Genomic DNA, 24676 nt, shown 5'->3' with positions numbered 1-24676 from the left:
CATAAATCAACCAGGTGGGTCTGGCAGGATAGGAGCAGGTAAAGCAGATGCTCTTCTGCACTAGTTCACTTTCATCTCCAAGTGAGGAAGCGCCACATCGGTTCCAGGGAGCGGGCATAGCCATCCAAGTTGCGAAGCATGTGCGAAACTCTGCTGCAGCAGAAGCGCTTGGGCGTCGGGGGTCAGCTTCGACTTCGCAAATGCCTGTGAAGCTGCTGCAGCCACAGATGCACCCAAACGAAGTCCTTCCAGCAAGAGGAACGTTTCCTTTTCCAGTCGGCGATAGTAGACGGAGTCATCGTAGCGGTGTACGGCGAGAAACAGCTTGCCTCTCTTGACCGGCGGGATCTTCGCGCGATTTGTCACGTCGCGATGCGTAGCGGCGCTGCTTACAATGTCGACCTCCGGCATCTCCTTCTTCACGGCTAAGACGAGATTGTCTACTGGATAGGCCAGCTCGAGAAGGCGCAGGTGCGGTTGGAGGAAAAGCCTCGAATCCGCTCCGATTGCCTGCGCTTCTTCCGTCGTCAACGGATCGAGCTGCTTCCCATCGAACGCATCGACATACGCCAGCTCAAGGTTTGCTACGTCGACTGCCAAGCGATGGCGGCGACCAGCGAACTCGGGATGGGCAGCCAGGAACGCCGGGAGCTTTGCACCCAGGTCACGCAAGGTCCAAGAGGTTGACGGGTGCTCATCAAGGTAAGCGAGGATCAGAGCGTCGAATCGCTTCTGTCCAAGTAGGGCGTTCAGCGTCGGATAATCTTCTGACACTGCCGTGATCAGGCGAAACCAATACTGCCGGTTGTAGATCTCCAGCCGCTCGAATGAGCTTAGGCGGCTGTTCGGGCTGATGTAGCTGGCGGCAATATCAGCGACCGGTCGACCGTCGTCGGCAAAGCTTCGCATCTCGTAATCTTCAGTGAGGGGACGCCGAACATCCTCTGCCATGCGGCGTTGCAACTCGAGCAAGTTCATACATGGGCCTCCTCACGAAGGCCAGCCCCGACACTCATCGCCGTCTCGGCAGCACGAAGGAAGCGATGCGCTTTCAAAGCTTCAGCATGGACCTCGTCGAAACTGGGGATGTTGTCATCCCATTCCAGCAACGTGGCTGTTGGTCCTGAACGCTCAATGGCGCGTCCGTAGAGCTTCCAAACAGGATCGAGCACGGGGTGATCGTGCGTGTCCAGGATGTACTTCTCAAATTTTGAGTGACCAGCGATATGGATTTGCGCAACGCGTTCCGCAGGAATGCTGTTCACGTAGTCCATCGGATCAAAGTCATGGTTCTGCGACGACACGTAGATGTTGTTCACATCGAGCAAAATGCCGCAGTCGGCGGCATGAACGACCTCATTGAGGAACTCCCACTCGGTCATCTCAGAGTCGTTATATGCCGCATAGCTGCTGACATTTTCGACAGCGAGAGGGATTTCGAGGAAGTCCTGCACCATGCGAATGCGCTCGGCCGTGGTGCGCACGGCCTCAAAGGTATACGGCAGCGGCAGCAGATCATGGGTATAACGGCCGTCCACGCTGCCCCAGCAGAGATGATCCGAAAGCCACGGAGTCTTCGTGCGCTTCGTCAGTTCCTTGATCCGCTTGAGGTGATCGCGGTTCAGGGGTTGTGCGCTGCCAAAATACATGGAGACGCCGTGCTGCACGACTCGGTACTGATCGAGAATCTGATCGAGAATCTTCAGCGGGCGTCCGCCATCAACCATGTAGTTCTCCGAGATGATCTCGAACCAGTCAACGATCGGCTTCTTCGAGAGAATGTGGTCATAATGAGGAACCCTCAGACCAATGCCGACCTCGTAGTCGGTATATCCGTTGAAGCGATTGGCAGGCATGAAGAACTCCCATAACGATGACGCAGTTGAAATGAAGGAGGCTCGTGCTCGTACACAAGCCCCCTACAGTCGTTCGAGTTAGCTCTTCGGGGGTTTGGAGCCATCGGTCGCGCAGGCGCCCTGTCCCTTGCATGCGTTCTTGCCGGCATGCTTCTTGTCGCCGCCGCCCTGGCCCTTGCAGTCGTTCTGGCCCTTGCAGGCGTGCTTGGGGAGATCCTTCTGGCCGTTATCTGCAATCGCACCAGCGATCGCGGGCGACACGCTGGAGACGCCCGTGTGACCGGCGAGGGGTTGAGCATTGAGACGGACAGCGGTGCCGCCCAGGAGGCCTGCGAAAGCTGCGGCCAGTGCGAGGTTGCTTACAGTCGTGGTCTTCATTAAGAGATTCCTTTCCTTAGTTGAGCCAGGCGTGCAACCTGGAGTTTGGAGTCATGACCCGGTGACCGGGAAGAGCATCATTGCTGACTTGGGAGGCTGCTCTTCCCATGTCGCGCCTGTTTGAGGCTCGAAAGCGTGTTGGGTTACAAGAGACGCAAAGAATTTACGCGGAAAGTTCAGAGGGACGCGGTGGCAGCTCCCACGATCGTTCCCTGGTGTGCTTCCTGTGCGAAAAGCACAATGTGATGACCCGCACCCACAGCGGTTTGAAAGCCATCGGGGAGCGGAAGATGGATCGACTTCTCGGCATCGCCGGCGACCGTCGCAACCCTGGTCAGCGAACGAGCGACTGAGACATGTTGCAGGAGTCTGCCTGTGTTTTCTCCACGCAGGACACTCGAACGGTCCGCATCGTCTGTGAGTACCGCAATGACATCGAGCGGCTTCGAGGTGTGCCCCGACAGCGAGAACTTCGCATCCACTCCGTCCACTGAGAGCGTCGCCGCCACAATTCTTAGATCAACGTGTGTCCGCTTTGCATCTTCGCGGAGAGCGCGATCAAGAGCCGTGCCGTTGCTCCCGACGAACTGATCCTTGCCGTTCAAGACCATCTGTGGCGTATAGGAGCCCTCCGGAGAGAGCCGGGAGGCGTACGCGCTCTGCCTCTCAGTAAAGACAGGAGAGGAGTATGGATCCTTCCAGCCCAAGCTATTCCAGTAGGTGACATGCTCGCTGATCCCTACGATGAGCTGTCCTGATGGCGACTGTTTGAGGTGGATCTGTCCCAAGAGCGCGTCGGCCGGAGGACAACTCGAACAGCCCTCGGAGGTGAAGAGCTCGACGATCGCGACGTTGGGAGCTCTGTCAACCGCAGGTCCTGTTGACTGAACCCCTGCCAACAGAGGATGGATCGAAAACAAGGAGATTGAGACAGCGAAGACGCTACGGAACTGCATGGGTGTACCTCCAGCCAGATGGCCCTAGTCTGACGTGACAAGGTGAGAACGGTTACAAAGCGCTCCGTTGTAACCAATGTGCGATCACTGCCTCTAACGAAGCGAAAAGGCGGTATCCGCTCCACTGAACGGACCCGTTGAAAGAGGACTCCATGAATCACTTGCTTCGTATCTATCGCCGTGCTGCTTCCGCCCTCTCGCACTTGCAGTCGCCGATGCTTCTCGCGGTGAGGCTCTACTGGGGCTTCCAGTTTGCTCAGACAGGTTGGGGTAAGCTCCACAATCTGGCAAAGATCACGGCCTTCTTCGCTAGCCTCAATATCCCGTTCCCGGGCATCAACGCCCCATTCGTCTCAACGCTGGAATTCGTGGGCGGTATCCTTCTCATGATCGGGCTGTTCTCGCGGCCAATCGCGTTACTGCTCGCAGGAAACATGCTGGTAGCCTATTGGACGGCAGACCGTGAAGCGCTTACGTCGATCTTCTCCGATCCGGGAAAGTTCTATGTGGCTGACCCGTACACATTCCTGTTCGCCTCGCTCATGGTGTTGATCTTTGGTGCTGGCTTCCTTGCAGCGGACACCTATCTGGCGAAGAGACTGAGGGTCGGCGAATAGGATGCAAGCAAGTACGCCAAACCGTCCTGAAGCAGAGGTCATCGCGGCCATTCTTGCAGGAGAGACGCAGCTCTATCACGAGTTGATCCGCCCCTATGAGCGAAGTGTCTACTTGATGGCTCTGTCGTACATGAAGAACGAGGCGGAAGCAGAAGACGTGGCTCAAGAGGCCTTCATCAAGGCCTTCCGCAATCTATCAACGTTTCGCGGCGACGCGAAGTTCAGCACATGGCTCATCAGCATCACTCTGAATGAGGCCAGGAACCGCCTGCGCCGGCAGGGTGTCGTTCGGATGCAGTCCTTGGACGAACCTCCCGACGAAGCTGGCTCTGTGTCGCCTGCTCTCATGCGCGATTGGAGGGAGATTCCGTCCGAGGCGCTCGAGCGAGATGAAGTCCGGAGACTCATACAAAAGGCTATAGAAACACTGCCGGAGATTTATAAGCAGGTCTTTCTTCTGCGTGACGTCGAAGAGTTGGACGTCAGCGAGACCGCCCAGACACTCAGCATCAGCATCTCAAACGTAAAGGTTCGGCTGCATCGTGCGCGGGTGATGTTGCAACAGGAATTGGCGCCTCAACTGAAAACAATCGGCAGAGCGCAGAAGAGGAGGTGGCTCCCGTGGTCATAGAGTGCAAACATGTTTGGAACTACATCTCCGAGTATCTGGATGGCACCCTGCCCGAAGAGACCCGGACCATCGTGCAGAGGCATCTGGAACACTGCGAGATCTGCTCTGCGATCCTGGACTCGACACGCAATATCATCATCCTCACCGCAGATGACAGAGTCTTCGAATTGCCGGTGGGCTTCAGCGAACGCCTCCACGCACGGATCGACCTGGAGTTGGCGGAGACCGAGCGATAAGGAAGCCGGTTTGACGTTTACTTCGGCGCGTCACACTGGAGAGGGGTGGACAGTAGAACCCAGCCCTCGCTTTGATCATGCTCGCTAGATCGAATGGTGCAAGTAGATGTGGAAGCTCCATTCGATTCCCACCAACAGTAGGGTGACAACTGCAAGGACGATCTGGATAGATTCGGCACGCACCTTATCGGCGCTCACCGGCGCCATTCTCCATTGAGAAGCAGGCCGCGCGCGCAACGATCGTACGCGCCAAATCGCGTACAGATTGAGTAGAGACCCGACAACCGCCACGATCTCCATCGGAATGCGTATGGCCTCTCCATGAATCGAGGCCGCCAGATGGACACCTGCTGTAGCAGCGGCTAGAGCGCCCACTCCTATGAGAAGCCGCAGTCCGCTGAGCGCCATGAAGGCTGTGCATGCGCTCTGAAGCAAGATGAAAAGTAGACTTGTGAATCCGATGATCCAGAATCGGCTCTGCGTGTCGTTGCGTGGCCGAGTACCAACAGGTGCAGTTTCTTCGAGCGCGTGTTTCTGCGTCAGCAATGCTTTCTCCTTCTAAACCGCTCCGGCTCACTGTTTGGCACCAAAGCAAGGTGCAGTGGTTGACTTCACGCCCTCTGAAAGCTCGCAAGGACTGCCTCGGCGGGCGAGACGATCAGAATCTTCTTCGACGTTCCATAGAGCATCCGAGTGGACAGTGCACCATCGATGACGCTGAGTATCGCTGCCGCGGCCGCCCTTCTGTCGATCGGAAAAGGCCGCAGCAGATCAGCGAGGTAATCAACGATCTTGTCTTGGTGCTCGATTGCCGCGCGATGGAACGGATGCCCAGTATCTGGGAATTCAGAGGCGACACGAAGGAACGGGCAGCCGATCACTTCGGGCCAGTTCGCATATTGCTCGAACTTCGTCAGAGCCTCTTTGAGATTTTGTGCAGGGCCGGGCTTGGAGAGGTAGTCCCATAGAGCTTGATCGCGGTGTTCGAGGTAGGCAAGCACGAGAGCATCCTTACTTTCGAAATGCCGATAGAACGTTGCCTTTGCAACCTCGGCGAGGGACATGATCTTCTCAGTCCCGGTCGCCCGGACCCCCTCTGCATAAAAAAGTCGGTCGGCCACAGCCAGGATTCTGGTTCGCGAATCGGATTGTTTCGTCGTGTTCACGAATTACATGTTGACAGCAGACAGACACATCTGTCTATACTGGCTTCACGATACAGACAGACACCTCTGTCTCCGTTGGAACTTCGACGAAGGAATAAGTCATGTCAGAGAAAAACGAGCAAGAGACAACGCCTCCTTGGGATGCTGCCTCGGTAAACCTCACCTCGAAAGAGATGGCGCCGGGTGTATTTGCTGTGATGCCGGACGATGTATTCACCAAGGATCACGTGGCAACCACGGCGGGCTTCGTAGTCGGCGAACGGAACGTTTTGGTTGTCGAATCGATGCTGAATGGCGATCTCGCTTCCCAACTCATCGGACTCGTCCGCCAGCAGACCTCAAAGCCGATTCGGTTCCTCGTCAACACGAGCTACCACGGTGATCACGCGTACGGGAACTACGTGTTTCCGGACACTACTGTGGTCATTCATCATCCAGCGACCAAGCGCTACATGGACGAGAAGTTTGAAGACGATCGTCGCTTCATGCTTGGGCTCATGGGAAAAGGCAAAGGTATCGAGCGTGTGCAGTCCCGCAGCGCCGATATCACGGTTTCGGACATGATTAGCGTCGACCTTGGTGGTCGCACGGTTGAGATCCGTCACTTTGGATTTGCACAGACGCCGGGTGACCTGGTGATCTGGACGCCGGACGCTAAGGTTCTGTGGGTCGGCAACATGATCCAGGCTCCTTCTCCGGCGCTTCCGTGGCTTCTTGAAGGGCGCCACCGGGACACCATTGAAACGCTGATGAAGGTGCGCGATTTCCTCCCTGCGGACGCGACGATTATTCCAGGACACGGGCGTCCGATGCGGCCGAGCGATATTGATTTTCCGATTCGATATCTTCTGGAACTTGATACCGCGGTTAGCGCAGCCATGGCAGAAGGCCGGTCGATCGAGGCCACGCTCGAGGCGGCCCGTATGTCTCACTATGGCGAGTACAGCCTGTTCGAGTGGGCGCACAACTCTGTCAACGTCCCCACGGCCTATAAGCACCTCGAAGCCTTGCGCGCCGAGGAAGCAGCCTTACCCGCTCCCGGCCTTCAATCCGCAAGCTAAAACCTGGATGAGAGCCGGTTGCCCTAGACGCTGGTCAGGTCCGCCGGCCCCTAAAAACCGCAAAGTGGAGAGATCATGTCTACCCGTCTGAGCAAGACCTTGTCGCTTTTCCTGGGAGTTGTGATGCTCCTGTTCGGATTCCTCAAATTCTTCCAGCCATTCCATGGATGGTTTGACATCCAGATTCAACAGAGTCACTTACCCCACGAGTCGATTCTCGCGGGCAAACTGACGGAGATGCTTACAGGTGTCCTCTTTCTATTGCCGTGGCTTCGACGATCGATGAGCCCGGTCAATAAAAACTACATCTTGCTCTCCGCCTGTTTCCTCCTCTTTACCCAAATGGCCGTGGCGATCTACGTGCATCTACAGCCTGCTGTACCGGCTAGCGTTCTTCCTCTCGGCATCAAGCCGCCTGTGATTCCTGGCTTTGTTCTTCTTCTGGGGTTGCTTACTGCGTTCGATGTGTGGAAGCAGTTGCGTGCGGAGAAGGCTTAATGAGTTCCCGGGCATGATGTTGAATGGGCGCGAATCTATGGACAACGAGCAGTTGTGGGTTGAACTCGTGGGCGGCATCATCATTGCGCGTATACGAGGAGTTCCTAACGAGTCCTTGCTCCGCGAATGCCAAAGACGTGTTCTCCAGTTGGTCACAGACACAGGAACGCCCAGAGCTCTGTACGATGCTCTCGAGCTGGAGCTACCGACTGTCGACCCGGCGCTGGTTCAGCAGAGACTTGAATCAGAAAAGGACCCTTCTCTCCAACTGCGGCGCGCGATTGTTGTGCCTCATAGCAGAGGCGCGTTCCTGGCACGGCTGGCGTTTGGCGAAGGAGACTATAGGGTCTTCTACAACGACATTTCGGCCGCGATCCGCTGGTTGGAAGCATAGTCAACCTGTGGGAGAGCCGCTCCAGAACGCCAATCTGGAGAACGGCACCTCGGCTCTGAAGGCACAGAGTTCGCCAAGGGAGGTTCACTGGAGACCATTCTTGAGTGAAGACGCTCTCTTCGTAGCACCTGGGCTAATCGCAGTGTTTCCCCAGGAGCCCTGCGCCCGTTCCCACTAGATTTCGCATTCTCTTGCAGAGACAAGGGTGCTCTTAGACGATCGTGAGCGGAAGCGACACAACTCGGGGGAAAAGCCAATCGTGGGAGAGCGTGCACGTCTGTCCACAGTGCGAGCATTTCATCAATCTCGCGGAGCTCGATCTAAGAGCGATCACAACCGGCATCGTGACTTGTCCGAGTTGCCAATGGTCTGGCCAGATCGAAATACAAGTCATCGACCAGGTGCCACGAAAGAAGCCAGCGTCAGCAGAGTAGTAGCATCATGCTGAAATCGGAAGTGGCAGTTGCTGTTGTCTCTTCTTGTCGGGCAACTTGCGCATATACGCCCGTACGAACTCGCTCGCTATCTTTGACTCGTCATCTGCTCGGCAGACCAAGCATGTCTTCAGTCTCAGGCTTGATTCGTTTAGCGGGCGCACGGTCACTCCGTTTCGCGCCAGACGCAAAGCACCGGCCTTGACCACAAAGGCAACGGCAGAGCCGTCCGCTACAAACGGAAACGCCTCTTCGGGGGCGATGACGTGCTGAATGCTCTGGGGACGGACGCCCCGCTGTGTTGCCTCACTCATAATCGCGTCGTAAACCGGCGGGTGCAGTTGGCGCTCGAAAAGTATCCAATTCCTGCCGTCCATTTGATCGAGCGATATGGATGGGTAGCAAGCTAATCCATCTCGCTTTGCCATCGCGATGTAGAACGGTTGTTCCGCGACCTGAACGCAGGTGAGCAAAGTGGATTCGGGAGGTTCGTGGGCTATAGCCAAATCGACCAAGCCTCCCAGAAGGTCATGGACGATGTCTATGGAAAACTTGCTGGCTAGATCGATCTTTAGTCTTGGGAACAGTGGGAGTTGGATGGAGAGAAGCGTGGATACCAGAAACGGATCGGCGTATGGTGTACGTGCCACATGGAAAGTTTCATCCATGCCTTGGATCACTGTTCGTGCCGATTGGACCGCTCGCTCGCTGTGGAGAAGTGAAAGCCGCCCCTGTTGCACATAGGCGCGTCCGGCATCGCTCAGGACAACGTGTTTGCGGTCACGAAGAAACAGAGCGCCGCCAACCAGGCTTTCAACATCTTGGATGTTCTTGGTCAGCATCGGCTGACTGATGCGCAGACGGCGCGCCGCACGCCCAAAGTGCAACTCCTCTGCCAGGGCAATCACCGATTCCATGAGTTTCGTGTCGTGCTTCAACATGCCGTACCCCCATGAACTCCGCACAAATGGGGATAGGACGTGGGCCGGGCAATCCGCTTTCAACGTATCGGCGCGCAGGCGCGTCCCATCGTAAAGCTGAAATTCTTAGATGGTACCCCTGTGGAAAAGGTGGGCTGATGTGTGCTTATCAACGTCATTGATAAGTAACCCCCTGTGGTGAATTGGACTCGAAGGCACCCCTCCGCCCATCTTGGGAGCACGTACGTGATCTCCGCCCCCGCGTTGGGGCTCTTCAAGTGAGGTTCTATGCTCTCAGCCGCAGAAAGAAGCGACCCTACCCCAGAGCGAAATGCTGATTCCGTTTCGGAGATGCCCACCGGAACGCTCGCATTAGTCTCCCCAAGTCGCCGTAAGGGCCCCCAGCGAGCGCTCACGCCGAACCCTGCTATGGCAGACCCTCTCCTTACTGTTGAGGACGTCGGCCGGCGGCTCAATGTCAGCAAGGATTGGGTATGGGATCACTGCTGGAGAAAAACTCCCAAGCTCCCAGTCATCCGGATGGGAGACGGTGCGCTGCGGTTTCGAGCGAGCGCTATAGAGGACTTCATCAACGAGCGCGAGCGCGTTTCGTCGCAAAGATCCGCGGGCCGCTGACCGGTAAAATAGGGCCAGCCCGCTGCTTCGTTCCCTCACAGAAACGAGTGCTTCAAATGGGCAAATCGCAACAGCTGGGATGGATCGTACTCAAAGGGAAGCGGTGGTACGGGTACTACCGCAAGTCGGTCCTTGATCCTGAAACAGAAGAACCCCGAGTCAGTATCGTCCCCGTGCGGCTCGGCCTGAAATCGCAGATGACGAAGGGTGCGGCACACGCTGCACTCCGAGATGAGATCGCAAAACAAACGGGTCAGATCGGTGATGGTCGCGTTCTAAAGGACGGATCAGTCACCTTCGAATGGTTCGTCCGCAATCGCTACTTCCCGCTCCGCCAGGGGGATTGGCGACCGGAAACAGCGAAGGAGAAGAAGGCGCAGATCGAGATCGATCTGGTTGCGAAGTTCGGCCCGCAACCGCTCGATTCGATCGACAAATTCGAACTCCAAACGCATGTGAACCATCTGGCAAAGATCTACTGCCAGGACCGCGTCAAGCAGGCGCGCTCTTATCTGATGTCCATCTTCGACGAAGCAATCGAGCAGGAATTCCTTGTCAGGGACCCGAGTCGGAAGCTGAAGATTCCCAAGAATCTACGGCCCAAGGACAAACGGATTCTGACCTGGGATCAGTTGGCCGACGTGCTCAAGAAAGCGACACGTCGCGACCGCCTGATCATTCTGCTCGACATGACAGAAGCCCTACGGCCGAGTGAGCTGTTCGCAATCCGTTGGCGCACCTTCGACGGCGACAACACGCTCGACCTAACCGAAACGATCTACCGCGGGGTGATTCGGCCCTTCGGCAAGACCCCGAAAAGTTTGGGCAAGATGCATCTTCCAGATGACCTCGTCACCGAACTTAACGAGTGGAAGTTGGAGTGCAAGGAAGCATCCTGTGGGAGCAGTCTCTGCAAGAACGAGGCCCACCGGAAATGCTCCCCAGAGGACCCGATGTTTCCGAATGCGGACGGCGGGTTCATCGACACCAGCAACTATCGCGAAAGGGTCTTGAAGCCTCTCGGGGAATCCGTGGGTATCGAGAAGCTGAACTTCCAGATCATCCGCCGCACGATCGCAACACGGACGCAGAATCTCGGTTCAGTAAAGGATATCCAGTCGCACCTGCGGCACTCGCGCGCCGATACCACGGCGAACGAGTACATGCAGGAACTGCCCGAGAGCGTGCAGCAGATGGTAGGGACGATCTACGCAATGCTCACCGGCAACGCAGGCTCGCAGATGGTGAATTGAGCATTTGCTACCAAATGCTACCAATCGCCTCTCGGCACCGCCTGTAAGTTGTTGATTTTATGGTGGGCACAGCAGGATTCGAACCTACGACTTCCACCGTGTGAAGGTGGCACTCTACCGCTGAGTTATGCGCCCGACTGGAAGGGATGGTCCGGCTGGCGCCAGTTCCCTGCTTCTCTTTGAGATTATCATTACCTCCGGGCTGCTGCCAACGTGCTGAAAAGGTTGCGCAAGAGAGCGGTTGCGCCGCTAAAATAAAAGTACCCCGCATGAATTTCCCTTCATCTCTAAAGGCAGGCTCCTCGGTGAAAGAAATTCTGCTCCCAGCTTGTTTTTTTCGCAACCTCTGGCCCGTGGCGGGGTTTGCGAGAGTATGGCGACCATTGCGCTCGACCAGTCAGTTCTGCGGGGTACCGGGACGGGAATGACGGTCGATTCCCAGCTCACCGACTGGAGCACGCTTAGCGATGCTGAGATCATGCTGCGCGTTCGCGATGGCGATGACGCCGGGTACACGTACCTGATCGAGAAATATCGCCGCCCGATCATTCATTTCATGTTCCGGATGGTGCATAACGAGGCGCTGGCTGAGGAGCTGGCGCAGGAGGTCTTTCTCCGCGTCTACCGCTCACGGGCGACCTATCGGGCGGATGCCCGTTTCACGACCTGGCTCTATCGCATTGCGACCAACCTGGGCGTGAACCATGCGCGGGATACGAAATATGAGCGGGCTGCTCAGAATATCTACCTCGACCAGGCGGATGCGGAGACAGGCACGACGCCGGATGTAGCCGACGCCAGGCCGACGGTGGAGCACCTGATGCTGCAGGGGGAGCGGATGCAGGCGATCCGCCAGCATGTGATGGCTCTGCCGGAGCGGCAACGTACGGCCGTGCTGATGCATAAGTATCAAGGAATGGATTATCGCGAGATCGGAGAGGTGCTGAAGCTGAGCGAATCCGCTACCAAGTCTCTGCTCTTTCGGGCCTATCAGACATTGCGCGACAAGTTGAAAGATTTTGTATAAAGAATTGAGGTTTACCGTGAACACCCGGAAAACGATCTGCCAAGAGACCATGGAAAGCCAGGCCGACCTGTTGTTCGATCCAGAGTCGGTCCCCGCTGCGGTGCGTCAGCATGTTGCAGAATGCGATAGCTGCCGGGCGGAACTGCGATCCCTTGAGGCGACGATGGCGCTGCTCGACAGCTGGCAGGCACCCGAGCCTACGCCCTGGTTCGATGCCCGGATGGCGGCAAAAATGCGCACGGAGCGCGAGGCGCCCCCGGCTGGATTTGTCGAGCGGATGCGCATGCGTCTCAGCCTGGGGTCAAAGATGGAGCTGCGACCGGTGGCCGCGGGAGCGCTGGCGCTGTTGCTGATGATCGGCGGGGGCACGTACATGGGACTGGAGTCGCACCATAGCCAGGTTGCTGCTCCATCCGCTACGGTACAAGACCTGCAGTCGCTCGATGAGAATGCCCAGGTGTTTCAACAGCTGAGCGATGTGGACAGCAGTGATACCGGAGGTGGCAGCACCGGTTCGTCGACGGGGAACACTTTTTAGATTTCTGTTTTTGGGGAGAGCTCTAAGGTCGCTGTGAGAGACGGGCACATATCGTCGCTGACTGAACGCATGGCGCTGCGTCTTGCTTTGTTATCGCTGTGCCTTGCTGTTCCTGCGACCGCGCAGCATGGCTCGCAGTCATCATCACCGCACCAGCAGGGCGCTCCACAGGCGCGAGACCCCTATTCCGGCCAACCGGTGAACCCGCAAGTAGGACGATTTGGCCCCTTCAGAAACGGGCCCGGGCAGAAGCATCTGCCTGAGTGGCTGGCAGAACACCAGAACCTGACAGTGCAGGAACAGGAAAAAGCGCTCCGCAACGAGCCGGGCTTTGCCCGCCTGCCTGCCCAACAGCAGCAGCGGCTCATCAATCGCCTGTATGCGCTGGACAGCCGGCCACCTGAGCAGCGAGCGAGAATCCTGCAGCGGATGGAGAATATGGAGCGGCTCTCCCCGGAGCAGCGGGCGGAAGTGCGTGGGGCTGCGCAGGGGCTTGCGATGATGCCTCCGGATCGCCAGCACATGGTGAAGCGCACGCTGAGGGAGCTGCGTGATCTGCCTCCCGAAGAGAGGCAATCTGCGCTTGCCTCTCCTTACTATGAAGACCGGTTCTCCCCGCAGGAGCGGACCATCCTGAGCAATCTGCTGAAGGTGGAACCCTACAATCCTCCCGACAACGATCTTCCCAGCCCCGAAGAACCCCACTAGAACTGAACTTGCTTCGCCATTGGATCGCGCTGGCGGACCGCTTCTCCATCGGCGAGCTGGAAGGCAGCATTGACCAGGGCGATATGGGAAAAAGCCTGGGGGAAATTCCCGACGAGACGCTTCTTTGCTGGATCGTATTCCTCGGAGAGAAGCCCCAGATCATTGCTAAGCGAGAGCAGCCGCTCGAAGAGCTTCCTGGCGTCCTCCTCGCGCCCAATCGCGTTGAGACAGCCTACCAACCAGAAGCTGCAGGCGATAAATGCGCCCTCGCCGGAAGGCAATCCATCCGACGATTTGGAGCTGTCGTAGCGCAGGAGAAAACCATCGCGCATCAGGTGCTGCTCAATGGCCGCGATGGTGCCCTGCAGGCGCGGATCGGTGATAGGTAAGAAGCCCACTTCATACATCAGCAAGAGAGAGGAGTCGAGCAGGTCTGATCCGTAGCGCTGCGTGAAACTGTTCAGTTGCGGATTAAAACCTTTCTCGCATATCTCGTCGTGGATCGCCTGGCGCGTCGCCTTCCACTGCTCCAATGGCGCCTCGTAGCTGAAGTGCTCGGCAAGACGGATGGCGCGATCGAAGGCCACCCACGCCATCATTTTCGAGTAGGTGAACTGCTGGGGCCCGCTGCGGGATTCCCAGATGCCCTGATCCGGCTGCTGCCAGATTGTTTCGAGATGATTGACGAGCGAAGACATCAGGCTGAAGTCCTCTTCACGATGACGATGCATGCCGTGAAAGGCATGGAAGGTAGCATCGAGTACTTCGCCGTAGATGTCGAGCTGCAACTGCTCAGAAGCGGCGTTGCCGATCCGCACCGGCGTTGAGCCTTCATAGCCGGCGAGCCAGTTGGCTTCCCATTCGATGAGGGTGCGGCTGCCGGTGATGCTGTACATGATCTGAACCTGATCGGGGCTGCCGGCCAGGGCCCGCAAGAGCCATTCATGCCAGGCGCGCGCCTCCTCATAGTAGCCGCCGTTCATCAGCGCCAGCAGGGTGAAGGTCGTATCGCGCAGCCAGCAGTAGCGATAGTCCCAGTTGCGGGGACCACCGAGAGCTTCGGGCAGAGAGGTGGTCATGGCTGCGACCACTCCGCCGGTGGGCTTGTAAGTCATCGCCTTGAGGGTGATCAGGGAGCGTTCGACTGCCGCCGCGTATGGCCCTTCATACTTGAGCTTCGCGGCCCACTTGCGCCAGAATTCTTCGGTTTCGCGCAAGGAGACTTCTGCATCGATCGGACGGGGATCGGCATGATAGGAGTCGCCATAGGTCATGGTGAACGAGACGCGCTCGCCTGGCTTCACCACAAACTCTGCGACCGTGGTCATTTTTTCGCCGTGCATCTCAATGGGTGATCGGAGCACGACAAGATCGGGACCAGCGATAGCGCGGATACCATTTTCGATCTTCGTCACCCATGGGACAGTGCGACCATAGCTGAAGCGCAGACAGAGCTCAGAACGGACAGATACGTTTCCATGCAAGCCCTCGACGATGCGCACGACATCGGAGTTTGCGCCGCGGATCGGCATGAAGTCGAGGATGCGAACGGCGCCCTCATCATTCTCAAACGTGGTCTCAAGGACAAGCGTGTGTTCGAGGTATCGGCGACTGCTCTTAACGGGAGGCTTTGTGGGAGCAAGTTTCCAGCGGCCGTCCTTTTCGTCTCCGAGCAGGGCGGCAAAGCATGCCTCCGAATCGAAGTCCGGCCAGCAAAGCCAGTCGATGGAGCCATCCTTACCCACCAGTGCAGAGGTTTCGCAGTCGCCAATGATTCCATAGTCTTCAATTCTTAACGGCATAGTCTCCCTTACTGCTCGTGATAGTTGCGGGAAAGTCCGCCATCGATGGTGAGGGTGGCCCCATTGATGTAGGCGGCCTCATCGGAAGTGAGAAAGGCAACCAGCGCGGCAACATCCTGCGCGGTGCCGAGGCGGCCGAGGGGAATCTTCTGGAGGAGCGCGTCGAGTTTCGGCCTATCGGCGAGCAGCCCTTTGTTGATGGGCGTTGCAATCGCTCCGGGTGCGACGTTGTTGACGGTGATGCCCTCAGGGCCGAGTTCGACAGCGAGATCGCGCATCAACATGCGGAGGCCGCCCTTGCTCGCGCAGTAGGTTGCAAAGCCGGGAAAGGCCATGTCCTCATGAACGGAGCTGATGTTAACGACGCGGCCCGGCTTCTTTGCGCTGCGCAACCGCTGGACAAAGGCCTGCGTGAGAAAAAACGGGCCCTTGAGATTAACAGCGAGAACCTGATCGTAATCCTGCTCGGAGGTCTGCCAGAATGCGGACTTTCTTTCCATGCCCGCATTGTTGACGAGGATGTCTGCGGAGCCGAAATGCTGCCATGCCTGCTCGACGAGGGCCTGGGTCTCGGGGACTTTCGATATGTCCGCCTCAATCACCAGGCCTTCAGAACCGGCATTGATGACTGCCTTCAATGTATCTTCGGCCCCCTGTGACGGGCCGACGTAATCGATGACGATCTTTGCTCCCTCTGTTGCCAGGCGCTCTGCGATTGCCTGCCCTATACCAGAGCTTGAACCCGTGACAATGGCTACACGACCATCCAATTTACCCATATGCTTTCCCTGCTCCTCTACCGCATGATTAGGATGCGTAAAGTGAACATAATGATGGAATTGGAATTGTTTTGAACCATAAGGAGGGGTCTTGTGAAACTCAAACTGATTGCGTCTGCTATTTTCGGTCTCATACTTTCTTCCGGCATCAATCTCACTGCACAGACGGCGACGTTTCACAATCCCCTGCTGCCTTCGGGGGCTGATCCGTGGGTGACCTATCGCGATGGCTTTTACTACTACATGAATACGACGGGGAAGAATCTGACCATCTGGAAGACGAAGGATATTACGCAGCTTGCGCGCGCAGAAAAGAAGGTGGTGTGGACGCCGCCGCCGGATGGAGCCGACTCAAAGGAGTTGTGGGCACCTGAGCTGCATTGGGTCAGCGGGAAATGGTACATCTACTTTGCCGCGGACGCCGGCGATAACAGCGGCCATCGCCTGTGGGTGATCGAAAATGCAAACCCCGATCCGACGAAGGGACACTGGGAGATGAAGGGGAAGCTGGCCGACTCCACCGATCGATGGGCTATCGACCCTACCGTCTTTGAGAATGCGGGCAAATGGTATGTGGTGTGGGCGGGATGGGAAGGCGCTGTGAACGGCCAGCAGAACATCTACATTGCGCGATTGAAGAATGCATGGACGATCGGCAGCCAGCGCGTGCGCATCTCCACACCGCAATATCCCTGGGAGAAGGTCGGAGATCTCGTCTCTCCGGGCAAGATCGTCGATGTGCCACACGTCGATGTGAATGAAGGGCCTGAGGTGCTGCAGCATGGCGACAATATCTTCCTGATCTACTCTGCGAGCGGATGCTGGACAAACTATTACGAGCTGGGCATGCTGACTGCCTCCGCAAGCAGCGACCTGATGGACCCCGCCTCGTGGAAGAAATCTGCGAAGCCGGTCTTCTGGCAGTCGCCCGAGGCGCAGGCCTACGGCACCGGGCATAACACCTTCTTCAAATCACCTGACGGAAAGGAAGACTGGATTCTCTACCACGCGAATTCAGCGTCCGACGAAGGCTGCGGAGGCCAGCGCTCGCCGCGCGCGCAACCCTTCCACTGGAAGAGCAACGGAACGCCTGACTTCGGCAGGCCGGTGCCACTGTCGCAGGCGATTCCTAAGCCGTCGGGTACGCCGTAGACGACTTCGGCGTGGGATTGGGCGCTCCATGCTCATGGGCAAAATAAAAGAGAGGCAGGGAAATCTCCCTGCCTCTGCTTGTGGTGTGACCAGATCGCTTGTTGCTTGAGTTACATCGTGGCCTTGGTGGAGTGCTTCTTAGGCTTGACCGTAATCTCGTTAACAACCTGCTGCACGTTTGGAACTTTCTTCGCCAGCTTCTCTGCTTCCTTCTTCTGCGCCTCTGTCTTGACAGAGCCGCTCAGCACGAGGGTGCCATTCTTTGCTTTGCAGTCAATGCTCTGATCATTGAGCGCCTTGTTGCCCTTGATGGCAGCCTTGAAGTTGTCTTCAATGCCGTCGTCGAGTTTTGAATCCACCGCGGAGGCCTGGCTTGCTGCAGCCGGCGGCCGAACACCAATTTCATTGGCAATGGTGTAGTCCGGCGCAGACTGCCTGGCAAGGGTTTCCGCCTGCGACTTCTGCTGATCGGTCTGCACATTTCCGGTCAGGGTGATGATTCCCTTTTCCTGGTCCTGCGATACGCTGACGTCACTCAGCTGATTGGAACTCAGTGAGTTCGTGACGGCCGCCTTCTCATCGGGATGGTTCTTGTTCTGGCAGCCTGCGATCAACATAAGCCCCAACATGCCCACTGCGCCTGCGCCTGCCACCTTGCGAAATTGCTTGTTCATTATCTTTCTCTCCTAACGGGTCAAAGAATCTGTACAGAAACTGTGATGCAAACCAGCGAAATACGATGTCAAGGGGCTGCAACCATCCAGTAAACAGAGGCTTCTGTCTAGTCATGCGGCATGGAAGGGTTCGCATCGGGATCTCCGGCTGGACTTATAAGCCGTGGCGTGGCGTCTTCTACCCTGAGAAGCTGCGGCAGAAGGATGAGTTAGCCTATGCCGCAAAGACATTTCCGAGTGTGGAGATCAACGGAACCTTCTATTCGCTGCAGAGGCCATCGAGCTACAAACTGTGGGCGACGAAGACTCCACCGGGATTTGAGTTCGCGGTCAAGGGCTCGCGCTACATCACCCATCTGAAGCGACTGCACCAGATAGAGGCTGCGCTTGCGAACTTCTTCGCTTCAGGGGTGCTTGCCCTGGGCGACAGACTTGGTCCTTTCCTTTGGCAGTTTCCACCCAACTTCAAGTTTGATCCGGAGGAGTTCGAAGCCTTTCTCGAGCTGCTACCCCGGGACACAGACGCAGCGGTACGGCTTGGCAGCAAACACGAAGACTGGCTGAAAGACCGCATCTTCCTTGAACCGGAAAAGAAGCGCAAGCTTCGTCATGCGATCGAGATACGGCACGCAAGCTTTGCCACGCCGGACTTTATCAAGATGCTGCGCCGGCACAAAACTGCGCTGGTCTGCTCGGATGCGGTCGGGTGGCCGCGGCTCATGGATGTAACCGCGGATTTCGTCTATTGCCGGCTGCATGGAGCAGAGGAACTCTACGCCAGTGGATACGATGACGCTGCTCTGGACGTATGGGCAGCGCGGGTGGCCGCCTGGGCGCGCGGCCAGGAGCTTCATGAGGATGCGGGACGGGTGAGCCAGATCCCTGCTCCGAAACGTAAGAGCCGGGACGTTTATGTCTACTTCGACAACGATGCGAAGGTTCGAGCACCCTTCGATGCGCGGGCATTGATCGAGAAGGTCGACCGGCTGCTCGAAGCCGGTTAATTTTCCGCTTTTAGGGCGGGGTGGGGCGCCGATATTCCTAACCGCACATGAGATCCGCGGGTAGGATCACCCTTCGAAGAAACAAACCGGGAGAAAAATGCTAACGTCCTCGCATCCGCGTCGATGAGTGCATCGCCCTTAAAGCCGTGTTCTTGATCGGGATAGATATGACTATCGCAGGTGAGCTGTTTCATTCCGCAGAGCCGGATGAGTTGCTGAGCGTTGATGACCGGGACGTTCGAATCGTGCTCTCCGTGAAGAATCAAAAGCGGCGGCATTCCCTTTAGGTGATAGAAGAATTCATCGGGCAGGCTGCCGTACCACTCCGCAATCGCTTTCACCGGCAGCAGTTGTGAGCCTGCGGCCAACGCAACGGACGCGCCAAGCGAGAACCCTAGTACCACCACTTCTCGGTGCGTTGACTCCATAGCCAGATCCCGGACTACGCTCGCCCACGCCTCGTAGTTGGCACCGGTCGGGGTGGGCGATTTGCTTGCGTCCGATTTGCTTACCTCGAAGTAGTGTGGCAGCAATACCGTATAACCATGTTCGGCAAAGAACTGCGCCTGCTGCTGGTAAAGTGGCAGCGCAGGCCCGCTCACCCCATGCAGCAGGATTAAAGCCGGACGGCCTGGGTCATCCTCTCCAAACACCTCGTACTTGAACTGGCCATTCTTGCTGGTCCGCAGAGATAATCCTTGCGAGTGCGCCATCAAAAGCCAGCCCGAAGTCAAACAGCATAAGGCGAGCAGCAAAGCCGTGCTCGAGATTCTATGCATCCAACACCCGTGCTTTTTCCTTGTCTTGTTGATCAAGTGCCCTCCTACTGTGGTTCTTTGCTGCCGGGCAGGACAATCACAGGCATCCGCGCGCCAGACTGACTGTAAGGCTGCGCGGACAGTTGGTAATCCTGCGACGTCTTCACCCCAAGTTCAAGGCTGTCCACCGTGGAAGGGATGGCCACTCGCAGCACGTAATACCCGTATCCATCTTGAGCGATATCATGGAGAGCTTCCTTGATTGATTTCTCTACATAAACGTCCCTTACAGACTTTGTTGCGAAAGATTCCCATATTGCAGTATTGTTCGCCACGGCAGTTCCACCTGCGGGCGGCGCGGATTCGCCATAGATGCTTTCTCCATACGCGGGTAGGCTTGGTGTTGTTGTTTCGTCTCCCCAGTAGACATAGTTCTCATCCGTATCTCCTCCGACTTGATAGATCAGCGCCCCGATTGTTGCAGCCCACTGCCGCAGCGACTCGGGAGTTCGCCCTGTTCTATTTGTCATATAAACCAGCACGCGTCGGCCGGGGTAATTATTCAAGTCTTTGATCGCCTGTTGCCAGTTTGTAGCTCTCATCGCTCCATTGCGGAGGGCCGCCACAAGCCCTTGCTTGGTTAAGGCGTATCTGGTGGCAAATCCATTATTTGTAACCATAGCAATTTCATTTTGTCCAAAATGTGCGGGCAGCTCTGAAAGCAGGCCTTCCTTTGTTCCCCCACCAGCCAGATAATCCGTGGAAACGATTATGAGCACCCGCGTACGTGGGACACGGGCGCTACCTTTCGGGACCTTGCGGAGACTTTTCAAGGAAACAGGCAAACGATGGCCATTTGCCACGAGTTGAAAGTCTTTAGGTCCGAGGCGCTCCATCGGGGTTCCGTCCAACTGGCGAACCATTACTCCAATGTCTATTCGCTCAGTCGGCACAGCCTTAGTCTGCTGACATCTCACCCTACTATGAGACGAATACAAAAAAAGAAACGCGATTGAAATGGCTAAGACATGTCTCGCTTTGATGCCAAGTGCAGAGCCGTGCTCAAGCCGGCTCTGCACTGGCAGCTCCCGTTCATCCCGATGCACTGTTTCAAGGCACCCGTTGCAGCAATACATCGTAGGTCCAGCGGTCCGAAGACTCCCCCGTCTCATCCCAGATGTGAGACTTGTAACGAAAAATATTTCCATATCGATCGGCAACGTCGAGTTCGTGGTATTTCAGCTTGATCCGTATCACTCCCAGTGATGATAAAGTGTGCAGTTCTTCTGGCTCCGAAATCCCGTTGTGGTTGGCGTCTATCCACAACCGCAACCTGAGATATACCCCCTCTTGGTCATCGATAAAACCATCGCCTTGATGAGCACACATAACTGATGTGGAGCCGAGTCTCCCGCAAAAGCTGCCGGTAGTCAAATTAATTCTTTGGGAAACCAAAGTTAACAAGTAGTAAGTAAATGCTTACATAGCCTTAATTCCTACCCACAGCTACCGAGCGGGATGCACGCATGATAATGTCCCTGATCAAGCGGATATGTGAGGAACAATGGGACTCGAAGTGAAAGATGCCGTGACGCTGACTATTGCGGCGGTGGGGTCTTGCTCGGGATTATGAACACTTGGCAGAGTTAGGACCAGCGGCAGGTGAAGCTTCGGGTCATCCCCAAATGCTCCATTCTGGTCGTGGACGGTGGGGTGGTCGGTGTGTCGACTGCGGGGTGGATCACCGGGCGAGACGGAATCGGGCAAGGATTCGCAGCTGGACCGTGCAGTGAGCGTACTGCTGGAACAACTGGGGCACTGAGGATGGGAGCGCCATTGATCGGCCTGGATTAGCAGAATGCCGGCGGGGTGGCGGGGTGGCTCGACGGAGAAGACCTTGAGAGCAAGGTCTTCCGGGTGCGGAGGAACTACTCTGTTACCGGCGTGTGCTGGTCCTCCGTCTCGTCCTCGTACTCCTCCCCATCCTCGTCCTCCTCTATTTCGGTCTCCGGTTCCGGCAGCGCCGACTCCCACCGATCCAGCACCTCCGGGTCGGTCGGACTGTTCAGGAAGTCCTCGTACTCGTCCAGAGTCCTGAATCCCAGAAAGTCCATTTTCTGTTTGAGGTATGGGCCTGGCAGACGTTCCTTCATGTTGAATCTCCTCGGTCGGCAATGCGGTCGGTGTATTGGCATCTGCGGGTGGCTGCCGCAGTTCTGCTGCGGGATCGATTTTAATCTTTTCCGGTGGCGGCGGAGGCGGCATAAAGAGCAAACCCTATCAGGCGCAGACGCTAGTCCAGCTTGACCTGACCGTACTCAAGCAGCGTGACGAGGATGACGCCCCCGGTAATGTTGCCGAGCGTCGCGAAGAGCAGCCAGTGGAAGTATTGTGCGGCCCCTGCCTGCCCGCTGAGCACGGCGGCGAGAATCTCACCGCTGGTGGCAACGCAGTGAGCAAAGTGGCCGATGCCGACAATGAACGTCATGGACCAGATCACCAGGACAGAGCCGGTGATGGAATGGCTTCCGCTCACCATCCAGGCGACCATCGCAATGATCCAGCCGCCGACAACCCCGCTCCAGTAGATATGGCCGGGGGTAGGCTGGAGCGCTTCCACGCCAAGAGACGCGAGGGAGGTAATGAACTCAGGCCGCAGCGCACCTGTCTTGACCGCAAGCAGGGCGAAGAGAAGCGCACCGAGAACGTTTGTGGGGAAGACCACACTCCAGAGACGCAGGGTGCCGAGGATGTGTCTGCGTTCAGTGAGCGCAAGCGCAACGGGGTAGAGAGTGTTCTCAGTAAAGAGCTGGCCCCGGCCGAGGATCACAGCCATGAAGCCCATGGGATAGAAAAAGAGCGCTACAAAGGTTGCCGCGGGGCTATGGCCGAGGGTTGCCGAGATGACCGATACGCTGAGGCCCGTGAGGCCCATGGTGAGGCCGCCAACTATGCCGGATACAGCGAGAGCAATATTGGGTCGTGCGAGTTCCTTTTTTGCGTTGCGCGATACCTGTTCGTAAATCTCATCGGCAGTGGGCCTGTCTAGACTTCGCTGCACCGATTCCTTCTTTTTCTCGGATTGCTGCTCTTCGAGCTTGATATTGCGAATCGACATTCCTGCTCCATTGATCAGTAAGTACTCCAAACAGGGAGCTCGTGACGGCATCCAGTTCAGTCTGACGCTTGGATGCGGGAATACAGGATGCGGCGATGAAATATCTGCTAAGCGGCAGGCTCCCCAGTGGTCTCGATATGAACCTGGGAACGGACTGGCAATCGCAGGGTGACAGCGGTGCGCGGGCCTTTTTCTGTCATCCCACAGGAGATATCGATGGTGCCCTGATGCTTCTCAACAATGCCCTTGGAAACCCACAGGCCCAGACCAGTGCCGTGCGAGCCCTTGGTGCTGAAGAAGGGCTGAAAGACCTTTTCAATATTTTCGGGCGCCAGTCCGTCACCGCTGTCTTCGATGACGATCTCCACCATATTTAAAGTGCCTCGTTTGACGAGCCGGACATAGATGGAGATTTCGCCTTCTTCGGTCACCGCGTCGATCGCGTTATTCACGAGGTTGATGAGCACCTGGCGTATTTCACCCTTGATGCCGTCAAACTTCAAATCACGATCAACATGCGTGTCGATGCGAATGCTCTTCGAGTAGAGCCGGGCAGTGAACAATTTGATTACATCGTCCAAAATCGCTGCGGCATCGATCTCCACTACCGTGGCCGGATCACGATAGAACTGAAGCGTCTGCTTGGTGATGGCAGAGACCCGAAGAAGTTCATTCTCAGCCATTTCAATAAAGTTGCGCAGTTTGTCGTTGCGCCGGGACTCTTCCTTGATCAGGAAGATGAGGTTCATGAGCGACTCAAGAGGGTTGTTGATTTCGTGGGCGATCGTGGCAGCGAGCCTGCCGGTGACGGCGAGCTTCTCAGCCGTGCGCAGTGCTTCTTCCCGCTGCTTTTCCTCTTCGATGTCAGTTGCAGTGCCAAGCCAGCCGCGTTCCCCATCGAACATAGCAAGAGGGATGACCCGAACCAGGCTCCAGCGATAGGCAGCACCTTCTGCATAAAGGAAGCGGCACTCGACAGAGATAGGCTGGTTCTGTTCGAGCGCGGCGTCCCACGCGCGAGCAACACGCTTGTGGTCGGCAGGATGAAGGACTGCCTCATCGCACCAGCGCTCCACGCGTCTAGAGATGCACCGTCGCCAGGTTTCATTGGTATAGATGGTTCGTCCGCTGGAATCAGAGAGCCACAGCATTTGCGGCAGAGCATCCGTCACCTGGCGGAAGCGGTCTTCACTCTGGCGCAGCCTGGATTCAGCAGCCAAACGGGTGGTGCGTTCTTCCGTCTCCTTAAGCGCGCGCTGCACTGCCGGCGCAAGCCGGACAAGGCGCTGCTTGACTACGTAGTCGGTGGCGCCACGATGGAGTGTGTTGACCGCTACTTCCTCGCCGAGGACGCCGGATACAAAGATGAAAGGGACATTCGGGCAGACCTGCTGCGCATGATCGAGCGCGGCCAGGCCATTGAAATCGGGGAGCGCGTAGTCTGCCAGGATCAGGTCGTAAGACCTGGCCTGCATCTGAGAGTAAAACTCCTCCCTATTGGAGGCGCGATGGATCTCAAAATCGTAGCCGCTCCTCTTCAGGCTCGCTATCGTCAGGTCAGCATCGAGAGGACTGTCCTCCAGTAACAGGATTTGAATTGTCCGATTCACCTAGCGATTTCCATTCCTAAGCACACGCATACTGCCCGGCGGGGGTTCGTTCAAAACTGCCCAGAAGACGCCGAGGTCCTGAATTGCCTGGACAAATTCCTTGAACTCCACAGGCTTAACAACATAAGCATTGACCCTGAGCTTGTAGGTATTGATGACATCCTTCTCTTCACGAGAGGAAGTCAGCATGACCACAGGCAGATGTTCCAACTCGGGAGATTTGCGGACCATGGCGAGTAGTTCGAGGCCGTCAATCTTCGGCAGCTTGAGATCCAGCAAAACAACGGCTGGATTGCCGATAGCGCGGTCCGCATATTCACCTTTGCGGAAAAGGTAATTTGCGCCCTCTTCGCCGTCCCTAGCCACGATAACTTCGTTCGCCAGCTTGCTTTTTTCCAGAGCACTCAGCGTGAGTTCGAGATCTCTTGGATTGTCTTCTACGATCAAAATGGGTTTCAGCATCGTGCTAA

Annotated in this window: 29 protein-coding genes and 1 tRNA gene; 13 read left to right on the top strand and 17 right to left on the bottom strand. The window is 56.7% G+C overall.

What is annotated here, in order from left to right:
- Window positions 1–60: 60 nt before the first annotated feature.
- The 4 genes from C7378_RS17200 to C7378_RS17185 all read right to left on the bottom strand — a co-directional run bounded on the left by C7378_RS17200 (window position 61) and on the right by C7378_RS17185 (window position 3190).
- Window positions 61–978, bottom strand: a complete 918-nt coding sequence (locus C7378_RS17200) for an HvfC/BufC N-terminal domain-containing protein (RefSeq protein WP_131999432.1) — start codon at window positions 976–978, stop codon at window positions 61–63.
- Window positions 975–1856, bottom strand: a complete 882-nt coding sequence (gene bufB / locus C7378_RS17195) for an MNIO family bufferin maturase (RefSeq protein ID WP_131999430.1) — start codon at window positions 1854–1856, stop codon at window positions 975–977. Before bufB ends, C7378_RS17200 begins: the two co-directional genes overlap by 4 nt.
- Window positions 1857–1934: 78 nt before the next feature.
- Window positions 1935–2234, bottom strand: coding sequence for a hypothetical protein (locus tag C7378_RS17190; protein ID WP_131999428.1), 300 nt, complete (start codon window positions 2232–2234; stop codon window positions 1935–1937).
- Between the two features lie 176 nt (window positions 2235–2410).
- Window positions 2411–3190, bottom strand: coding sequence for a DUF1223 domain-containing protein (locus C7378_RS17185; protein WP_131999426.1), 780 nt, complete (start codon window positions 3188–3190; stop codon window positions 2411–2413).
- 152 nt (window positions 3191–3342) lie between these two features.
- Between C7378_RS17185 and C7378_RS17180 the strand changes: the two genes are divergently transcribed.
- The 3 genes from C7378_RS17180 to C7378_RS17170 are packed head-to-tail and all read left to right on the top strand — an operon-like array spanning window position 3343 to window position 4674.
- On the top strand, window positions 3343–3807 hold the full coding sequence (locus C7378_RS17180) for a DoxX family protein (RefSeq protein ID WP_131999424.1): 465 nt from the start codon (window positions 3343–3345) through the stop codon (window positions 3805–3807).
- Window position 3808: 1 nt separating this feature from the next.
- Complete coding sequence (locus tag C7378_RS17175) at window positions 3809–4438, top strand: sigma-70 family RNA polymerase sigma factor (RefSeq protein ID WP_131999422.1); 630 nt, start codon at window positions 3809–3811, stop codon at window positions 4436–4438.
- Window positions 4429–4674 (top strand): anti-sigma factor family protein, encoded by a 246-nt coding sequence (locus C7378_RS17170; protein ID WP_131999420.1) that lies wholly within the window; start codon window positions 4429–4431, stop codon window positions 4672–4674. Before C7378_RS17175 ends, C7378_RS17170 begins: the two co-directional genes overlap by 10 nt.
- Window positions 4675–4758: 84 nt before the next feature.
- Here C7378_RS17170 and C7378_RS17165 read toward each other — a convergent pair whose 3' ends face one another.
- Window positions 4759–5220: a hypothetical protein gene (locus C7378_RS17165; RefSeq protein WP_243648338.1), complete on the bottom strand. Its 462-nt coding sequence runs from the start codon at window positions 5218–5220 to the stop codon at window positions 4759–4761.
- 65 nt (window positions 5221–5285) lie between these two features.
- The gene (locus C7378_RS17160) at window positions 5286–5795 is read right to left on the bottom strand and encodes a TetR/AcrR family transcriptional regulator (protein ID WP_243648337.1); all 510 of its coding nucleotides are present in this window, start codon (window positions 5793–5795) and stop codon (window positions 5286–5288) included.
- A gap of 146 nt (window positions 5796–5941) precedes the next feature.
- Between C7378_RS17160 and C7378_RS17155 the strand changes: the two genes are divergently transcribed.
- From C7378_RS17155 to C7378_RS17145, 3 genes are all read left to right on the top strand, one after another.
- The gene (locus tag C7378_RS17155; protein ID WP_131999418.1) at window positions 5942–6901 is read left to right on the top strand and encodes an MBL fold metallo-hydrolase; all 960 of its coding nucleotides are present in this window, start codon (window positions 5942–5944) and stop codon (window positions 6899–6901) included.
- A gap of 75 nt (window positions 6902–6976) precedes the next feature.
- Complete coding sequence (locus C7378_RS17150) at window positions 6977–7399, top strand: hypothetical protein (RefSeq protein WP_131999416.1); 423 nt, start codon at window positions 6977–6979, stop codon at window positions 7397–7399.
- Entirely contained in the window at window positions 7383–7793 is a 411-nt protein-coding gene (locus C7378_RS17145) for a hypothetical protein (protein ID WP_131999414.1), read from the top strand. Before C7378_RS17150 ends, C7378_RS17145 begins: the two co-directional genes overlap by 17 nt.
- A 439-nt stretch (window positions 7794–8232) precedes the next feature.
- On the opposite strand, the gene C7378_RS17140 is transcribed toward C7378_RS17145, so the two are convergent.
- Window positions 8233–9144: a LysR family transcriptional regulator gene (locus tag C7378_RS17140; protein WP_207901471.1), complete on the bottom strand. Its 912-nt coding sequence runs from the start codon at window positions 9142–9144 to the stop codon at window positions 8233–8235.
- Between the two features lie 291 nt (window positions 9145–9435).
- Between C7378_RS17140 and C7378_RS18255 the strand changes: the two genes are divergently transcribed.
- The gene (locus C7378_RS18255; protein ID WP_131999410.1) at window positions 9436–9783 is read left to right on the top strand and encodes a helix-turn-helix transcriptional regulator; all 348 of its coding nucleotides are present in this window, start codon (window positions 9436–9438) and stop codon (window positions 9781–9783) included.
- Between the two features lie 56 nt (window positions 9784–9839).
- Window positions 9840–11036 carry a tyrosine-type recombinase/integrase gene (locus tag C7378_RS17130; protein ID WP_165876869.1) on the top strand — a complete coding sequence of 399 codons (1197 nt, stop codon included), beginning with the start codon at window positions 9840–9842 and terminating at the stop codon, window positions 11034–11036.
- Between the two features lie 60 nt (window positions 11037–11096).
- On the opposite strand, the gene C7378_RS17125 is transcribed toward C7378_RS17130, so the two are convergent.
- Window positions 11097–11171, bottom strand: a tRNA-Val gene (locus tag C7378_RS17125).
- A 238-nt stretch (window positions 11172–11409) separates the two neighbouring features.
- On the opposite strand from C7378_RS17125, the gene C7378_RS17120 reads away from it, so the two are divergent.
- The 3 genes from C7378_RS17120 to C7378_RS17110 are packed head-to-tail and all read left to right on the top strand — an operon-like array spanning window position 11410 to window position 13309.
- Entirely contained in the window at window positions 11410–12063 is a 654-nt protein-coding gene (locus C7378_RS17120) for an RNA polymerase sigma factor (protein WP_243648336.1), read from the top strand.
- A 49-nt stretch (window positions 12064–12112) separates the two neighbouring features.
- Window positions 12113–12601 (top strand): anti-sigma factor, encoded by a 489-nt coding sequence (locus C7378_RS17115; protein WP_165876868.1) that lies wholly within the window; start codon window positions 12113–12115, stop codon window positions 12599–12601.
- A gap of 33 nt (window positions 12602–12634) precedes the next feature.
- A complete protein-coding gene (locus tag C7378_RS17110; protein WP_131999404.1) occupies window positions 12635–13309 on the top strand; it encodes a DUF3106 domain-containing protein in 675 nt (224 codons plus the stop codon).
- Here the strand turns inward: C7378_RS17110 and C7378_RS17105 are convergent.
- Window positions 13306–15111, bottom strand: a complete 1806-nt coding sequence (locus tag C7378_RS17105; RefSeq protein WP_131999402.1) for a glycoside hydrolase family 15 protein — start codon at window positions 15109–15111, stop codon at window positions 13306–13308. The two genes, C7378_RS17110 and C7378_RS17105, sit on opposite strands and share 4 nt — an antisense overlap.
- An 8-nt stretch (window positions 15112–15119) precedes the next feature.
- On the bottom strand, window positions 15120–15890 hold the full coding sequence (locus C7378_RS17100) for an SDR family NAD(P)-dependent oxidoreductase (protein ID WP_131999400.1): 771 nt from the start codon (window positions 15888–15890) through the stop codon (window positions 15120–15122).
- Between the two features lie 93 nt (window positions 15891–15983).
- Here C7378_RS17100 and C7378_RS17095 point away from each other — a divergent pair, with 93 nt between their 5' ends.
- Complete coding sequence (locus C7378_RS17095; protein ID WP_207901470.1) at window positions 15984–17042, top strand: glycoside hydrolase family 43 protein; 1059 nt, start codon at window positions 15984–15986, stop codon at window positions 17040–17042.
- 110 nt (window positions 17043–17152) lie between these two features.
- Here C7378_RS17095 and C7378_RS17090 read toward each other — a convergent pair whose 3' ends face one another.
- Window positions 17153–17716, bottom strand: a complete 564-nt coding sequence (locus C7378_RS17090) for a BON domain-containing protein (RefSeq protein WP_131999398.1) — start codon at window positions 17714–17716, stop codon at window positions 17153–17155.
- A 113-nt stretch (window positions 17717–17829) separates the two neighbouring features.
- On the opposite strand from C7378_RS17090, the gene C7378_RS17085 reads away from it, so the two are divergent.
- On the top strand, window positions 17830–18720 hold the full coding sequence (locus C7378_RS17085) for a DUF72 domain-containing protein (protein WP_131999396.1): 891 nt from the start codon (window positions 17830–17832) through the stop codon (window positions 18718–18720).
- On the opposite strand, the gene C7378_RS17080 is transcribed toward C7378_RS17085, so the two are convergent.
- The 6 genes from C7378_RS17080 to C7378_RS17055 form a co-directional block, all read right to left on the bottom strand.
- On the bottom strand, window positions 18717–19535 hold the full coding sequence (locus C7378_RS17080; protein ID WP_131999394.1) for a dienelactone hydrolase family protein: 819 nt from the start codon (window positions 19533–19535) through the stop codon (window positions 18717–18719). The genes C7378_RS17085 and C7378_RS17080 overlap by 4 nt on opposite strands.
- A gap of 8 nt (window positions 19536–19543) precedes the next feature.
- Window positions 19544–20401: a hypothetical protein gene (locus C7378_RS17075; protein ID WP_131999392.1), complete on the bottom strand. Its 858-nt coding sequence runs from the start codon at window positions 20399–20401 to the stop codon at window positions 19544–19546.
- A gap of 1005 nt (window positions 20402–21406) precedes the next feature.
- Complete coding sequence (locus C7378_RS17070; protein ID WP_131999390.1) at window positions 21407–21631, bottom strand: hypothetical protein; 225 nt, start codon at window positions 21629–21631, stop codon at window positions 21407–21409.
- 140 nt (window positions 21632–21771) lie between these two features.
- A complete protein-coding gene (locus C7378_RS17065) occupies window positions 21772–22596 on the bottom strand; it encodes a formate/nitrite transporter family protein (RefSeq protein WP_131999388.1) in 825 nt (274 codons plus the stop codon).
- A 107-nt stretch (window positions 22597–22703) separates the two neighbouring features.
- Complete coding sequence (locus C7378_RS17060) at window positions 22704–24206, bottom strand: ATP-binding protein (protein WP_131999386.1); 1503 nt, start codon at window positions 24204–24206, stop codon at window positions 22704–22706.
- Window positions 24207–24668: a response regulator gene (locus C7378_RS17055; protein ID WP_131999384.1), complete on the bottom strand. Its 462-nt coding sequence runs from the start codon at window positions 24666–24668 to the stop codon at window positions 24207–24209.
- Window positions 24669–24676 lie beyond the last annotated feature (8 nt).

The sequence above is a fragment of the Acidipila rosea genome, from assembly GCF_004339725.1.
GTDB lineage: Bacteria > Acidobacteriota > Terriglobia > Terriglobales > Acidobacteriaceae > Acidipila > Acidipila rosea.
This window is presented reverse-complemented; position numbering and strand designations above follow the sequence as displayed.